Source organism: Pedobacter psychrophilus, from assembly GCF_001652725.1.
GTDB classification, from domain to species: domain Bacteria; phylum Bacteroidota; class Bacteroidia; order Sphingobacteriales; family Sphingobacteriaceae; genus Pseudopedobacter; species Pseudopedobacter psychrophilus.
Genome location: NZ_LWHJ01000031.1, coordinates 1 through 16,351, shown reverse-complemented (window position 1 = coordinate 16,351; position 16,351 = coordinate 1). Strand labels below are relative to the sequence as shown.

The following is a 16,351-nucleotide window of genomic DNA, read 5'->3' as shown; positions in this document are numbered from 1 at the left end:
TTAAACAAAACAAAATATTATCAAATTGTTAAATTATAATTCTTTTAATATCGGTTTTTTCAACTCATTTAAAATTAATTAGTCTTAAAAATATATTTTACGTAATAAAACACATTCAATATATTCAAAAATAAACTTAGCCAATAGATTTGATGATGGTTTATCAAAATATTTAAGATATTTATCACCCTATGAAAGTTAGCGCAAACACATTAAAATGGATGATGAGATTTTATCCCCCTTTGTTTTTTCAAAGGATTTGGGTCAAAAAATTTGCTGAGGATTTTACTAGCGTTGAGGTTAAGATCAATAAGAGTCTGTTGAATATTAATTACAATAAATCGATTTTTGGTGGTACCATATTTAGTGCTTCTGACCCATTTTATGCACTTTTATTTGATCAAATTTTAAGGTTACATGGTTTTAAAACCAGGGTTTGGCTAAAAAGTGCTTCCATACAATACTTAAAACCAGGACACGGAGATTTATATTTTAAAATATCCATTCAACCCGATGAAATAGAAGAAGCTCTAAAGACCTTAAAAGCTGGCGAGAAATTTATTAAGGCTTACCCAATAGAAATATTTAATAAAAAAGGAGAACTCTGCGCTTTGGTAAGTAATGAAGTTTACGTTAGAAATCGGTATCAAGGAGAACAAAATAAAGTAGCATATTAAATGAAAACAATTATTAACGAGGCTGTTTATTTAAGAAAAGGCTACAAAATTGATACTGATAAATCCTTATTGAATTTAGATTATATCTATAATTTTTTAACACAAAAATCTTATTGGGCAAAAGGACTACCAAGAAAAAATTTTGAAACATCAATCAATGAATCAATTTGTTTTGGAGTTTATTTTAAGGAAAAGCAAATAGGTTTTGCAAGAGTGATAAGTGATAAAAGCACATTTGCCTATTTAGCAGATGTTTTTATAGATAAAGAATACAGAGGATTAGGATTATCAAAATGGTTACTCCAAACAATCATTAATTATAAAGATTTTGATGGAATTAGAAGGTTTCTTTTAGCTACCGCCGATGCACATCAATTGTATCAGAAATTTGGATTTGAGCCATTAAATAAACCAGATAGATTTTTAGAGAAATATAGGAGTTGGGAAACATAAGGCTATGAATAAATTAAAGATTTCTCAGGTTAAAATGATGATTTTAGAAGGTGAAGGTGTTAATCTCGATTTTAAAAAAACAATCACTTCCTGTCATAAAATAGCGAAAACAATGGTTTCGTTTGCAAATAATAAAGGTGGTAAACTCTTTATAGGCGTTGCCGATGATGGTAAAATCAGCGGTGTAAAATCTGAAGACGAAGAACGTTACATGATAGATAAGGCAGCGACATTTTTTTCAAAACCTTTATTAGAACCTACATTTGAAGAAATTTATATTGATGATAAAATTATTGTGGTTGTTGATATTGTAGAAAGCGACCAAAAACCTCATTTTGCATTAGGAGAAGATGAAAAATGGTGGGCTTATATTAGGGTAAAAGATAAAAGTGTTTTGGCAAGCAAAATTGTTTTAGATGTTTTAAAACGTGAACATAAAGACATTGGCGTATTGATTGAATATGGGTCTAAAGAAAAAGCACTGTTAGAATATTTAGAAAAAAACGATAGAATTACCTTAATGCAATATTGTGATATGCTAAATTTATCGAAAAGAAGAGCTTCTAAAATTTTGGTAAAATTAGTGTTGGCTGGCATGATTAGGGTACATACTACTGAGAAAGAAGAATTTTATACTTCAGCTTAACAAGGTTTTCGTGATTTCACAGATTAAGGAGATTTCACAGATTTTAAGATTAGTTTATTTGTTGATTTAAGAAATACATGCTTAACGTTTAATTTCTTAATTTCGCCGTTCATTTTAAACGAAATGTTCAAGTCCTTCTATAAGTACAAACCTTTTTACAAGAGTAATTTCATACTAGCATATCCGGTTGTAATATCGCAATTAGGGCACATGTTAACTGCCGTTGGAGATACTGTGATGGTTGGTCAGTTAGGAACCATACCATTGGCAGCCTGTGCTTTAGGAAATAGTATTTTAAGTATATTTTTAGTAAGTGGAATTGGCATTTCTCAAGGAATTACTCCAATAGTTGCACAAGAAAGCGGTAAAGGAAACAAAAAAATATGTGGATTTTATCTAGAACAAGGAGTAATTATAAGTTTAATAAGCGGTTTAGCGCTTTTTGGAATAGTGGCTTTAATTGCTCAATATTTACATGTACTATCGCAACCCTTAGAAGTAGAGATTGCTGCAAAAGATTATCTTTTAGTAATTGCAGCTTCTATTGTTCCTTTAATGATTTTTCAAATTTTTAGGCAATTTGCAGAAGGTTTAGGTTACACCAAACAAGCCATGTACATTTCTATCGGTGGTAATGCTTTAAACATTCTATTTAATTTTATACTAATTTATGGTTGGTGGGGATTTCCTGCTTATGGATTATTTGGAGCAGGGATTGGTACGTTAATTTCAAGGATTTTTATGGCAATTGCCATGTGGTTTTATGTAATTAAATCTTCACTATTCTCTGATTATTTAAGTGATTTTAAAGTGCATCTTCCAGATTGGACGAAAATCAAAGCCATTACTAAATTGGGTTTCCCCATTGCGATGCAATATTTTTTCGAGGTTGGTGCTTTTTCTGGAGCAGCGATTATGGTGGGATGGATTGGCGCAAAAGAACTTGCAGCACATCAAATCGCAATCAATTTAGCAGCGTTTACATATATGGGTGCAAGTGGTATTGCAGCTGCAGCAACTATTAAAGCAGGAAATGCGTTAGGTAAAAAAGATTTTAAAGAGCTTAAACTTTCTGCCATTAGCTCTTATCATTTGGTTATTGGTTACATGCTAATAACCGCCATTATATTTCTGACTTGCAATCGTTTATTGCCTTGGCTTTACATTAAAAATGAAGAAGTAATAGCTATCGCTTCTCAATTATTAATTTTGGCAGCCATTTTTCAACTATCTGATGGAATACAAGTTATTGGAGCTGGAATTTTAAGAGGTTTATCTGATGTTAAAATCCCTACAATTATTACATTAATAGCTTATTGGGTAATTGGTTTGCCTTTAGGTTATGTTTTAGGTTTCAGTTTTAAAATGGGTCCACAAGGGATTTGGATAGCACTTTCTATAGCGTTAACTGCATCAGCGACTTTGCTTTATTTTAGGTTTAGAAACATGATGAATAAATTGGCAATTCAATCTTAAAAACAAACTGGTATCGAATTCGTTCTTTTTGCAATGACAAATAGAGATCAAGAAATCCAAAAATTAAGACCTGGAATTACATTTGGAGAAATCCCACAACCTTTAGAACAGTTTCAAGAAGTTTTAAGACAAGTACTTAAACTACAAAACGATGTATTGGTTCAAACCTCAATCCATTTTTTAGAAAATAAATATAAGGGATTTTCAAACCGTGATGAAACCATTAAAATAGAATTGTTTTATCAAACTTTAAAAAAAGATATACCGTTTAAGAAAGATTTAATTGGGATGATTAAAGGTTTGTTTACTTCTAACGAATTAGATTTTTATCTTTCTAATCAGCAAGAAATAAACAAACGTCTTGTAGAATTTATCTACAAAAGAGTAGTTGAGCAGTTGTAATTATTTAGATCTAATCGCTTCAACAGGATCTAATCTCGCCGCAGAAAATGCTGGCCAAAATCCAGAAATTACACCAATTATTACTGAAATACTTATTCCTCTAATGATGTTTCCTCTATCTAATACAATTTTAACGTCGAAACCATAAGTGGCAACCAATGTTGCTAAATAAACTATACCTAAACCAATTAAGCCACCTATCAAGCATAAAGCGATAGCTTCAAAAAGGAATTGCATCAATATAAAATAGTTTTTAGCTCCTAAAGATTTTTGAATTCCTATAATGTTTGTTCTTTCTTTAACAGATACAAACATGATGTTTGCAATACCGAAGCCACCCACTAAAATTGAAAAACCTCCTATAATCCAACCTGCAATATTAACGATACCAAATAATTGATCTAATTGTCCGGAAAGTATTGTAGTCTTATTTAATGCAAAATTATCATCGTCAGCTGGTCTAATACTTCTAATAGATCGCATTAAACCTCTTAATTCACTTTCTACATCTTCTACAGAATATTGGTCTTTACCCCTAACCGTGATTTGTGGACCATATCTATCACTTTCTACATCCACTAAATTTCTGGCAAAATTAAGTGGCAAAAGCAATGTATTGTCAGAAGATACTCCTAATAAATCTTCCCCTTCTCTTGCAAAAACACCAATTACCTGAACTTTTCTTCCCAATACTTTTATATCTTTCCCTGTAGCCGTTTGGTTTGGAAAAAGTCCTTCAGCAATATCAGCACCTATTATACAAACGGGTGCTCCGCTATTAGATTCGTTATCTGTATAATATCTTCCTTCTGATAAATCAAAATTCCATGTTTTATCATAATCATGTGATACAGCAGAAACCCTTGCTCCTTCAATACTATTACTTTTATATTTCAAGGTCCTGTTTGATAAACCAACCTGAAAACAAATTCCTTCTGCTGTTGTAATCCTACCTTTTAAGGCTTCATAATCTCTAAGATTGGCATTTGGACGTTGCATATATTTCCACCAGGGATAATCACCAAATCCTCCCCATGGCCATTTTTGTATATAAATTGTTTTGCTTCCTAATTTATCAACGCTGGTTTGTAGGTTCCCCCTAAAAGTATCAACTGCAGCAAAAACGGTAATAATTGTAAATATACCGATAGTGATACCTAACAACGATAAAAATGTACGGGTTCTATTTTGCCTTAACGCATCAAAAGCGAAAATGAAACTTTCTTTAAATAGTTTTAGAAATAGCATAGTTGATTATAAGACATTTGCAAGCAAAGAAAGTTACAAGTTTAAATGAAATTAGTTTGAAATTTATTAATAATTAATTAAAATAATAATGCTATCAATCAAATGAAAACAAATAATAAATTTTAAATCACTCTACATTAAGCATATCAAAAAACCTTAGGCACTAAAAACAATAAATAATTTTGTAAATTGTTAAGTTTGTAGTTAAGACCAATTTGAAAAAAGCTGTATGATAGCAATAGATGATTTCAATAATTCTAAAGTAAAAAAACTTCCCAATCATTTAAGGCAATATATTGTAGATCAAAATTATGAGAACTACACTTCCATAAACCATGCTGTTTGGCGATATGTTATGCGTCAAAATTATAGCTATTTAAAAAATGTGGCCTATTATCCTTATATAAAGGGTTTAGCAAGAGCAGGTTTAAGCATTGAAAATATTCCCGATTTGCAAACCATGAATGATAATTTAGGGAAAATTGGTTGGGGAGCTGTAACAGTTGATGGCTTTATTCCACCTGTTGCATTTATGGAATTTCAGGCTTATCAAGTTTTAGTTATTGCTGCCGATATCAGACAAATTAATCACATTGCTTATACGCCAGCACCAGATATAATCCATGAATCGGCTGGCCACGCTCCTATTATAGCCGATGAAGCTTATAACAATTACTTAAGTTATTTCGGCTCTATTGGTGCCAAAGCGATGTTTTCTTCAAAAGATTACCAACTTTATGAAGCAATAAGAAAACTTTCCATTTTAAAAGAAGATATAAACGCCCATCCTGCTGATATTAAAAAAGCAGAGCAGAAAGTTAATTTTTGTCAAGAGAATTTAGGCGACCCATCTGAAATGGCATTACTAAGTCGGCTGCATTGGTATACGGTAGAATATGGATTAATTGGAACCTTAGAAGACCCAAAAATTTATGGTGCTGGTTTACTTTCATCTATTGGAGAAAGCGCTAGCTGTATGCAAAAGGATGTGAAAAAATTATGGTATAATTTTGATACGATAAATTATTCTTATGATATTACTAAAACACAACCTCAACTTTTTGTAACTCCAAATTTTCAAAATTTAATAGATGTTTTAGAGGCTTTCGCCGATACGATGGCGTTTAGAAAAGGCGGTACCGAAAGTGTGTTAAAAGCAATTGAATGCAAAAAAACCTGTACAGCCGTTTATTCTTCTGGTTTACAAATAAGTGGTGTTTTTACTGATATTGGAATGAGTAAAAATGATGAATTACATTTTATTAAAACTACTGGAACATCGGCTTTAAGCCATGACAATAAACAATTGCAAAATCATGGAAAAGATTTTCATAAAGATGGATTTAGCTCTCCTGTTGGAAAGCTTAAAAATGAAGACAAATGTTTAGAGAATTTCGGTGAAAAGGATTTAGAAAAATATAATATTCTGAAAGGAAACGATACTAATATCGAATTTGAAAGTGGAATTAGCGTTAGTGGAAAAGTGAAATCTCTTCTTTTTAAAAATGATAAATTATTACTGATTAGTTTCGATAATTGTACTGTTACTACCAAAGAAAATCAAATTCTTTTTAAACCAGAATTTGGAGTTTATGATATGGCAGTAGGAGAAAAAATAGTCTCTGTTTTTTGTGGTGCAGCAGATAAGGATGCTTTTGAAGAGATAGCACATGTTTCTAAAACACAAACTAAAAAAGTAGATTATTCTAAAAAACAGCTAGAATTACAGCAACTTTATCAAGAAACAAAATTAATACGTTTAACTGAAAACGGTATTGAAAATGTGGAAAGGATATTTAATGAACTTAAAAAAAATCATCGTGAAGATTGGCTTTGCTGTATAGAATTGTTAGAAATCTTAAATCAGCATCAAATAAATATTTCATTACAAAAAGACATTAAGATATATTTGGAAATGAAAGCCTCTAACTATCAAGAGCTGAAAAAATTGATTGAAGACGGTATTAAATTGATTGATAATCCTGTAATACAACTTACCATAAAAGAATAAAATGCAGACAACTTCTTTAGATGAAATAATAGAATTTAAAAAAATTATAATTACCGGCGCAAGCAGCGGAATAGGTTTTGAAGCGGCTATAGACTTGGCAGTTAAAGGTCATGAAGTAATTGCCATTGCCCGCACAAAAGAAAAGCTGCAAAACTTAAATAAAATAGTTAAAAGTTTAAATCCCGATGCGAAGCTTTACCCTGTAGTTTTTGATATTTTAAATGATGATGAAGAGATTCTAAAAGCTTTTGTAAAACAACAATTTGGAACTTTTAACATATTGATTAACAATGCAGGAACACTTTTAAATAAACCGTTTAAAGAACTGACAGAATTGGATATGGCTGATATGTTTCAAAGCAATTTTCTAAGTCATTTTAGGATGATACAGGCTTTAATTCCACAGCTTCAAGTTAACTCGCACATTGTAAATGTAGGTTCTATGGGTGGTTTTCAGGGAAGTTCAAAATTTGTTGGACTTGCTGCTTATTCTGCAAGTAAAGCGGCGCTTCATAATTTAACCGAATGCTTAGCACAAGAATTAGTTGATGATAAAATAAGTGTAAACTGCTTGGCTTTAGGTTCTGCACAAACAGAAATGTTAGAAAAAGCTTTTCCTGGTTATCAATCTCCAGTACAAGCATTTGAAATGGGAAAATATTTAGCTGATTTTGCTTTAAATGGTCATCGATTTTTTAATGGGAAAATTTTACCAGTGGCAATGAGTACACCATAATTATTCCATCCGTTACCTCGAGGAACGAGAGGTTTCATGTGTAGGTAATCAATTGTGAAATGGCAACTTTGCAAGTGGGATGTCTCCTTTGTAGACATGACGGGCGTAAAAAAATAATATTTTAAATTATAGATAATTATGAAACAGAACATCAAATATTTTCTAACGATAACTTTATTAGCGTTAATGTTTTCTGCTTGCAACAGCGATAATAAACAAACTGACAATGAAATCGATAGCAGCAATGTAATGCACTATTCTGTAAAAGAAAAACCAGCTCAAATTGCAGATGTGCCATGGGCGGCAGAATTAGATTCTACTTCTCAAAAAATAAGTATGCAAAAAAGCGATATGGTTAAAAGTGAGGATCTAGACATCAATAATGTAGCTGAAGCTATCAATAGAAAATATCCTGAAATACATATCGCATCTCAAAATCAAAGTAATGATACTGTTTACGTAAATATCCCTGATGCAACTTATTTAACGCAGCAAAGTGGAAATATGGGTTCAGAAATATTTATGGCAGAAACTACTTATTCTTTCACAGAAATTCCAGGTGTTAAGTTTGTACATTTTAATTTTAAAGAGGGAGATCACGCTACTCCAGGAACTTTTAAAAGGGAAGATTTTAATTTAAAGAGTGAGTTTGTGCCTAGTAAATAAAAATTACAGCTTTAATTTATAAGTAATGCAACTGCTAAAACCCGCACTATGAAAGGAATTTTGCTTATAATATTACTTCTGAGTCTCAAAAGTTATTCACAAGATTTTATTGGAAAATGGAAAGTTTTTTCATATGAAGATGAAATTGCATATTACAATAAAACCAAAGATTTTATAATTTATAAAAATCCCACCAGAAAAGACGAAGCCGAAAGTTTCAAACAAATGTCCGAAATTATAATCTTTTCAGTTACATATACTTTTGAGAGTAATGGAAAATTTATTAATGATTTCCCAGCAATAGGCGAAACCGTCATTGGAAGTTTTGAAGTTGACAAATCAAATAAAAAAATTGTAATGATTGACAATGAGGGAAAAAAAGATGAGTTAAAATACTCATACAATGAGGGGATTTTATTTTTGGAAATGAATATGGAAACAGGTTATATAAAACTTGGCTTAGTAAAAGTTAGCAAATAGTCGTCGCATAACAGCCGTTTCTCGCAATTGCGAGTTTTGTTGTAAGTTCATTTTCACGTTTTGCAAGAATTTTTATATTTAACAGAAAATGATTCGTTATTTATTGAAAATACTGCGGAGAAGTAAAACATCTCATAACAGTTTTGAAATATATTTTGAGGCTTTTCTTGTGAGATTTCTCCTATCGTCGAAATGACGGAAAACAGAGAAAAATCGAAAGCCGAATACCTACTAAAAGCAAAATGCCACAATAAGCAAGAAACTTATTGTGGCATTTTATTGAAATTTAGAAATTAATTCTTTAAATTTCCAATAATCAAATTAGCCAATTCAACTCCTATTCTTTCCTGGGCTTCATTTGTAGATGCACCAATATGTGGAGTTAAAGAAACTTTTGGATGATTTAAAAGGTCTTTTCTTGGAGTTGGTTCGTTATCAAAAACATCCAATCCTGCAAATGCAACCTTTCCGCTATTTAAAGCTTCTATTAAGGCATCCTCATCAATTGTACCACCTCTAGAGCAATTTACAATTCCTACTCCTGGTTTAACTTTTTCAAATTCTTCTTTGCCTAAAACTGGTTTTTCGGTAAAAGGAATATGTAAGCTAATAAAGTCTGATTGGGCTAATAAATCGTCTTTACTAACTTTTGTTATTGGAACATCTACTGTGATACCTCCAGAAAGTTCTAGTTTTAAAGTAGCAGGAATATCATATAAATCAAAAGTTAAAACATCCATACCAAGCCCTAAAGCTAGCTTCGCTGTTTCTTTACCAATTCGGCCGAAACCTATAATGCCAATTTTCTTTCCTTTTAACTCAATGCCTTTTGCATATTCTTTCTTTAACTGATTAAATTGAGTGTCGCCTAAAGAAGGCATTTTTCTATTGGCATCATAAACAAACCTTACCCCATTAAACAAATGTGTAAAAACCAATTCGGCAACAGACTGAGAAGATGATGCAGGTGTATTTTCTACAGCAATACCTTTACTTTTCGCATATTCAACATCAATATTATCCATCCCTACTCCTCCTCTACCAATAATTTTCAGATTAGGGCAAGCATCGATCAAATCTTTCCTAACCTTAGTGGCACTTCTTACGGTAATCCCATCATAATCATTCAGCTTTGCAGCCAATTGATCTTGTGGAATGTGATTGGTATCAACTTCAATTCCGGCTTCCTCCAAAAGTTTTTTTCCAATTGGGTCTATTCCGTCGTTTGCTAAAATTCTCATTATTTTTATTTGGTTTGGTTATTTAGTTTTTTTCTTGAAATTCTTGCATGGCTTCCACCAAAACGTGAACACTTGTAATTGGCAAAGCATTATATAAAGAGGCTCTAAAACCCCCTACGCTTCTATGTCCTTTTATGCCGATACAACCTTTTTCTTCTGCATATTTTAAAAATGGTTTTTCTAATTCTGGATTTTCCATTACAAAACAAACACTCATCATAGATCTATCCTCAACTGCGGTTGTCCCTTTAAATAATGGGTTTCTGTCAATCTCTGTATATAATGATTTTGCTTTCGCGATGTTTTCTTTCTCAATTGCGTCAACGCCACCTTTCGCTTTTAACCATCTTAAATTTAACATGGATACATAAACAGAAAATACTGGAGGTGTATTGTACATAGATTCAGCAGAAATTTGTTTCTGATAATCTAACATTGAAGGAATTGCTCTTCCTGTTTTTCCTAAAATCTCGTCTTTAACAATTACTAATGTTGCACCAGCTGGACCAATGTTTTTTTGAGCTCCGGCGTAAATCAAATCAAAATCTGCTACATTTATTTCCTTACTAAAAATATCAGAAGACATATCGCAAACTAAATGATTTTTTGCATCAGGAAATGTATGGAACTCTGTACCAAAAATAGTATTGTTTGATGTGAAGTGTAAATAAGTACTATCGGCAGCAACGGTATAATCTTTAGGGATATAAGAAAAGTTTTTATCCTTAGAAGATGCAATTACATCTATCTCGCCAAATAACCTGGCTTCTTCAATTGCTTTGGTAGACCAAACGCCTGTATTTATATAACTCGCTTTTTTTCCTTCTGGTAATAAATTATAAGCTAGCATAGCAAATTGTAAACTTGCGCCGCCTTGTAAAAATATTACTGAATATCCGGCAGGAACGTTCAATAATTCTTTAACCAAAGCAATGGCTTCATCCATTACTGCAACAAATTCGGGAGCTCTGTGAGAGATTTCCAAGATGGACAAACCTGTATCGTTAAAATCTAAAACTCCATAAGATGCTTGTTTAAATACTTCTTGAGGTAAGATACATGGACCTGCGCCAAAATTATGTTTCATATTTATTTAGTTTGGGGTTGTTTTTATTTTTTATCGATGCAAAAACCTGATTTATAATTTGTTTTTGATGATTTTCTTGTCAATTTTATAATGTTCAAATTTATGATAAACATTGCGGATAACTAATTTATTTTAAAATTTAGTAATCAAACGGACATTCAATTGACGTGATGTTAAATAATTAGGGATAGCAAATTGCAAGTTGTTTACGTCTGTAACCCAAAGATAAGAAACCGTATTATCGATATTTAGGGCATTAAAAATCTCCGCATAAATAATTATCGATTTAAAATATTTATTTAAAAGTTTAGGTTTATGAGTACTCTCAGGATCTAAAATATCTTTAGAAAAACCAATATCAAAACGTTTATAAGCTGGTATTTTAAAGGTTTGGGCATATCTAGGTGAAGCTGGTGGACCCGTTGGTAACTTAGAACCGTACAATAAATTCATGTGGACCTTATAAGTTGGACTTTTAAATAGTTTATCTTGAAAAAAAGCGGAAAAATTGACCCTTTGATCGGTAGGCCTTTTAATATAACCTGGATAAATAATTTGAGTTGATCCATTCTCATTTTTTTGAATGTAAGAATCGCCCTGAATGTCTTCAGCAGTTTTCATAAACGAAATCCTAAATGAAGATTCTAAATCTTTAACAAATTCGCCACTCAAACTAAAATCTAAACCGCCAGCATAACCTTTTGCATTTTGATTGGCATAATATCTAATTTTTAAGTTTTCGATATCATAAGGCGTTAAATTATAAAGGTTTTTAAAATAAGCTTCGGCACTAAACCTTAAATCAGTTCCCCAACCTTTAAAATTATAATCAGACGAAAGCACAAAATGTAACGACTTTTGAGATTTTGCATTTACATTTAAATTCCCATCAAAATTTCTTATTTCCCTGTAAAATGGCGGTTGTGCATATAAGCCTGTCGCAAAGCGATAAATAATATCTTTTTGATCGTTTGGTTTATAAGAAAAGACAATTCTTGGACTCGCTAAAAATTCAGCAGTATAATCGTTGTAATTAAACCTTACGCCGCCTGTATAAGAAATTTTAGGACTGATATCGCCAGTATTTTGTACATAAGCGCTATATCTCAATGTATTTACACTATTGGATGCATCAACAGATCTTGATAAAGTAAAATTTTGATATTGGTTTGGTATAGCATATCCAGCAGAATCAATCAATTCAAATTCTTTTAAAATATCAGCAATTTTATCGTACTGTAAACGAATTCCAGTTTCCCAAAATCCTTTCTTTGTATCGAAATTAAATTTTAGATCACTTGCGTAAACATCAGCTCTTAGTTCATTTCTTCCATAATTTTGATAAGCACCAATTCCCCGGTTTGCTTTAATTTGTCCAAAATTGCTGTTGCCAAAGTCGTTTTCAATCTCGTTAAAAATATAAGAACCTAAAATGTCAAAATTCTCTTTTTCGGTAATCAAAAACATGGAGTTAATCCATTTTAAATTTGTTTTCTCCCCTATTCTACTGTTTAATGTTAATGCGGCTACTTGGTTTGAAAACTCGTCTTTTTCCTGACCTTCATAATCTATGGATAACTTTAAAAGTTGATTAAAAGTTCCAAAAGAAGTTTCCCTTGATTGAGGGATTAATCCAAATTTACTGCTGTTGTAAATTGCTAGAAAATTTAGACTTGTGTTTTTACTAAATTGATAATTGAACAAACCTTGCAAATCATAAAATTGAGGATTATAAGCACCAACTACAGGTTGAGAATTTAAAATCAGCTTGTTCTGTTTATTTCTAAATCCAATTGCGCCCGACAATTTCTTATAATTAAAAAAACCTGTTGCCGAAACTCCATTAGTACCTAAACCAACGGTATATTTTACTGAATCTTGATTTTTATATTGCACATCTAAAACTGAGGAAAGCTTATCACCATATTTTGGGGTAAAACCTCCAGCAGAAAATTTCACATTACCCACCAAATCAGGGTTTATCAAACTTAAACCCTCTTGTTGTCCGTTTCTAACTAAATAAGGTTTGTAAATTTCAACATCATTGATATAAATTAGGTTTTCATCAAAATTCCCGCCCCTTACAGAATATTGAGAGCTCAATTCGTTATTGGTAGAAACGCCAGGCAATTGTTTTAAAATAGATTCAAAACTTTGAGAAATATTAGGATTTGAATTAGCAAACTTAGGATCAACACTAATCATCCCTGTATTTCTACTTTGTTGATCTTGCACAACTACTTGCTTTAAACTTTGAAGATCTTTTAATAAAGCGATAGATAAATCCACATCGCTATCTTTAACCTTTACTTGTATATTGGCAGTTTTATATCCTAATAAAGAGAAACTTATAATATATTCTCCGGATTTTAAATTAAATTGATAAGCTCCGTTTTCTTTACTGATGGCAAACGTTTTACTATCTTGAATTTTTATCCTTACTCCTTCTAAAACTTCTTTTTGCTCGTTAGTAATTATCCCTTTAACCAAATGTGTATTTTGGGCATTACTTAGAATAGGAAAGAGAAGTAAAATAAAAAAGAGCTTTTTAAACATTTAGAATTGCTAATTAGGCGGAAAGTATATCTGGAGAAATGTTCTTAAGCTCTGCGATAGTATGCTTTGGATCCGAAGAACTAAAGATTGCATTTCCTGCAACTAAAACATTAGCACCAGCTTTTAAAAGAGCCAACGAGTTATGCGTACTTACACCGCCATCAACCTCAATCCATAAAGAAGGATTAATTTCATCTGCCATTTTTTTTAGTTCCCTAATTTTAGTATAAGTATGTTCAATAAATTTTTGTCCACCAAAACCTGGGTTTACCGACATGATTAAAACCATATCCAAATCTTGTAGAATATCTTTAAGTAAGAATACTGGAGTATGAGGATTTACAGCAACACTTGCTTTGCAACCCAACTCTTTAATTTGCTGAATGGTGCGATGTAAATGCGGACAAGCTTCGTAATGTACAGTTATTGAATTTGCACCAACATCTTTAAATTCCTTTAAAAATCTTTCTGGTTGGGTAATCATTAAATGTACATCTAAAGGCTTCTTAGCGAAATTCTTAACGGCAGCTATTATCGGGAAACCAAAAGAAATATTGGGTACAAAAACACCGTCCATCACATCAACATGAAACATATCCGCTTCACTTTGATTGATCATTAAAATATCATCCTCAAGATTGGCGAAATTTGCAGAAAGAATAGATGGGGATATCAGCGGTTTCATTTTTCAAAGATAATAAATAAGGTATCTTATAAAAATATTATCACAATCCTAATCAGTTATTTAATTGATATGAACCAAATCTGAACTGCCGCTTTTATCATTATTTACTGATTTTGGATTTCCTTTATATTGGATATCGCTTGCGCCAGAAGATTTAACGTTTAAAGTATTTAAAACATTTATTTTACAATTAGAAGAGCCAGAAGATTCTATATTGTAATCACCAACTATTAAGTCAAAAGCAGATAATTGGGTAGAGCCGCTCATCTCTAAAATGTGCTCTCTCGCTTGTCCTTTTAGATTAATCTCTGCAGAACCAGACGTTTCAGTTTTTAACCTTCCAGTCACTAAATCTAAATTTACTTTAGAGTTTCCACTCAATTCTAGATCAAAATTATCCGAGTTAATGGCCGTTGCAGATATAATTTCAGCTGAACCAGAAGCATCAATTCCTTCTAATTTTTTGGTATGAACTACAATTTCAATAGGTTGCAAATCACAATAACTTCCTTTCATTTCTATTTTGAGCACATCGCCATCCACATTTGTTTTTATTTCTTTTAAGATATTATCGTCTGCGGTAATATTCATTGATGTATTTCCATCCTGATATACAGTAAGTTTAATGCTCCCACCAAATTCGATTTTGTTAAAATCAGAAATACTCCTATCTTCTGTTTTAGAAGTTCCAGATCCTTTAATACAATCTGAACTACAGGCGCTTAAAGCAATTATTATGGTTAAAAATAATAGGTATTTTAATTTTTTCATGTTGAGTTGTGGTTGTGTGATAAATATAGAATATATGTTTTGATAAGCCTTCATGGTTACAATTTAAATAACTAAAAGTCTGAATTTGAATTAACTTTAAACTGATTCTTTTATTGAATTTCTATAAATTACAAATAGAATAATACTAAATAAAACTTCTATTAAACCTCCAGTAAATGCTGAATAAGAACCGTCTATCTTATAAGTAAAAAGGATATATGAAGCTAAAATTAGAGTTGCACCCAAAATCCAATAGAGCTTTGTTCCATAGATGGTTGCGAAAGTCAAATATCTTCCACCAATAATAATCATCATTCCTTGAAAAAACCATTCTACTTTTGTCAACGATAAGCCGTAAGCTAAAGGAATACAAATAATCATCCAAATTGTGCCTTCCATTGCCAATTTTCCAAGTTGGTTTTTCTTATTATGGTTTCCTTTGATTCCTAAAATTTTCCCGAATAACATTGATAAAGGAAAAATAAACACTCCTCCAATAATCAATGTCCAAATACCATATATAGGAGATTTAAGGTTAAAGACAAAGCTAGAGGAAATCCAGAAAATTCCAGAAATTAAAATCCCGACTGATCCGTAGCCGTATCCCATTTTCATATCATTTTGAGATTCTTTTAAACTATCCATATTGATGTTATTAATTATGTAATATCGTTATCTTCTTCATTTTATTGGATAAAATGAGTTTTGTAAATATTCGTGTAAAATTTAATTTATTTATACATGAAGCGGCAAATCCAACAATTAAATTTTTCAAATGTTTCATCCTTCAATAGCCATATTTAAATACTTTTTGTTCCCTAGTTTTAACTGTGAGTTTTATTAAAAAAAACCAATAATTTTGAATGAATTTAATTATAAGTTCACATCCATTAGTTTACCGTTTAAACGACTTTTTTCTGCCATAAAGCCCATAACATGACTTTCAATAGATTCATCAATATTAGAAGTTAATAACTCTGGTTTTTGTTGCGCAACTGCTTGTACAAAATCTCTTGTTAATAACCAGTCTCCACCACCATGACCACTGTTTTTATATCCTTCAACATCCTCTGCTTTCGGTAAAAACTTTATCTCTTTTCCGGTTCTAAAATCATTTACAACCAATTCTGTCATATCACCAACCATGTCTCCCATAGCGCCCATTATCCTTGTACGTCTACCACCATAGGATGTAAAAGCCTCCATAGAAAATGCG

At 31.5% G+C, this 16,351-nt stretch carries 16 protein-coding genes and 1 pseudogene; 9 read left to right on the top strand and 8 right to left on the bottom strand.

Annotated features, from left to right (window positions below; all coding sequences use genetic code 11):
* Positions 1–191 precede the first annotated feature (191 nt).
* The 5 genes from A5893_RS15320 (at position 192) to A5893_RS15300 (ending at position 3,654) form a co-directional block, all read left to right on the top strand.
* Positions 192–677, top strand: a complete 486-nt coding sequence (locus A5893_RS15320; RefSeq protein ID WP_068823471.1) for a YiiD C-terminal domain-containing protein — start codon at positions 192–194, stop codon at positions 675–677.
* A complete protein-coding gene (locus tag A5893_RS15315; RefSeq protein ID WP_068823470.1) occupies positions 678–1,130 on the top strand; it encodes a GNAT family N-acetyltransferase in 453 nt (150 codons plus the stop codon).
* A gap of 4 nt (positions 1,131–1,134) precedes the next feature.
* Complete coding sequence (locus tag A5893_RS15310) at positions 1,135–1,776, top strand: AlbA family DNA-binding domain-containing protein (protein WP_068823469.1); 642 nt, start codon at positions 1,135–1,137, stop codon at positions 1,774–1,776.
* Positions 1,777–1,899: 123 nt separating this feature from the next.
* Positions 1,900–3,252, top strand: coding sequence for an MATE family efflux transporter (locus A5893_RS15305; protein WP_068823468.1), 1,353 nt, complete (start codon positions 1,900–1,902; stop codon positions 3,250–3,252).
* 33 nt (positions 3,253–3,285) lie between these two features.
* The gene (locus tag A5893_RS15300) at positions 3,286–3,654 is read left to right on the top strand and encodes a hypothetical protein (RefSeq protein ID WP_068823467.1); all 369 of its coding nucleotides are present in this window, start codon (positions 3,286–3,288) and stop codon (positions 3,652–3,654) included.
* Here the strand turns inward: A5893_RS15300 and A5893_RS15295 are convergent, their stop codons facing one another.
* Positions 3,655–4,902 (bottom strand): ABC transporter permease, encoded by a 1,248-nt coding sequence (locus tag A5893_RS15295; protein WP_068823466.1) that lies wholly within the window; start codon positions 4,900–4,902, stop codon positions 3,655–3,657. It lies immediately after the preceding gene.
* Positions 4,903–5,131: 229 nt separating this feature from the next.
* Here A5893_RS15295 and A5893_RS15290 point away from each other — a divergent pair, with 229 nt between their 5' ends.
* From A5893_RS15290 to A5893_RS15275, 4 genes are all read left to right on the top strand, one after another.
* Positions 5,132–6,913 carry an aromatic amino acid hydroxylase gene (locus A5893_RS15290; RefSeq protein WP_094336735.1) on the top strand — a complete coding sequence of 594 codons (1,782 nt, stop codon included), beginning with the start codon at positions 5,132–5,134 and terminating at the stop codon, positions 6,911–6,913.
* A 1-nt stretch (position 6,914) separates the two neighbouring features.
* Complete coding sequence (locus tag A5893_RS15285) at positions 6,915–7,649, top strand: SDR family NAD(P)-dependent oxidoreductase (RefSeq protein ID WP_068823465.1); 735 nt, start codon at positions 6,915–6,917, stop codon at positions 7,647–7,649.
* A 138-nt stretch (positions 7,650–7,787) separates the two neighbouring features.
* Complete coding sequence (locus A5893_RS15280) at positions 7,788–8,315, top strand: hypothetical protein (protein WP_157687578.1); 528 nt, start codon at positions 7,788–7,790, stop codon at positions 8,313–8,315.
* 48 nt (positions 8,316–8,363) lie between these two features.
* Complete coding sequence (locus A5893_RS15275) at positions 8,364–8,795, top strand: hypothetical protein (RefSeq protein WP_068823463.1); 432 nt, start codon at positions 8,364–8,366, stop codon at positions 8,793–8,795.
* A 293-nt stretch (positions 8,796–9,088) separates the two neighbouring features.
* Here the strand turns inward: A5893_RS15275 and A5893_RS15270 are convergent, their stop codons facing one another.
* The 7 genes and pseudogenes from A5893_RS15270 to A5893_RS15240 all read right to left on the bottom strand — a co-directional run.
* The gene (locus A5893_RS15270; RefSeq protein WP_068823462.1) at positions 9,089–10,036 is read right to left on the bottom strand and encodes a D-2-hydroxyacid dehydrogenase; all 948 of its coding nucleotides are present in this window, start codon (positions 10,034–10,036) and stop codon (positions 9,089–9,091) included.
* Positions 10,037–10,058: 22 nt separating this feature from the next.
* Complete coding sequence (serC, locus tag A5893_RS15265) at positions 10,059–11,123, bottom strand: 3-phosphoserine/phosphohydroxythreonine transaminase (RefSeq protein ID WP_068823461.1); 1,065 nt, start codon at positions 11,121–11,123, stop codon at positions 10,059–10,061.
* 132 nt (positions 11,124–11,255) lie between these two features.
* Entirely contained in the window at positions 11,256–13,679 is a 2,424-nt protein-coding gene (locus tag A5893_RS15260) for a TonB-dependent receptor (protein WP_068823460.1), read from the bottom strand.
* 13 nt (positions 13,680–13,692) lie between these two features.
* A complete protein-coding gene (gene rpe, locus A5893_RS15255; protein WP_068823459.1) occupies positions 13,693–14,364 on the bottom strand; it encodes a ribulose-phosphate 3-epimerase in 672 nt (223 codons plus the stop codon).
* A gap of 60 nt (positions 14,365–14,424) precedes the next feature.
* On the bottom strand, positions 14,425–15,135 hold the full coding sequence (locus tag A5893_RS15250) for a head GIN domain-containing protein (RefSeq protein ID WP_068823458.1): 711 nt from the start codon (positions 15,133–15,135) through the stop codon (positions 14,425–14,427).
* Positions 15,136–15,231: 96 nt separating this feature from the next.
* Entirely contained in the window at positions 15,232–15,780 is a 549-nt protein-coding gene (locus A5893_RS15245; RefSeq protein WP_068823457.1) for a DUF7010 family protein, read from the bottom strand.
* Between the two features lie 228 nt (positions 15,781–16,008).
* Positions 16,009–16,351 (bottom strand): annotated as a pseudogene (locus A5893_RS15240) (gfo/Idh/MocA family oxidoreductase); the annotation flags it as partial.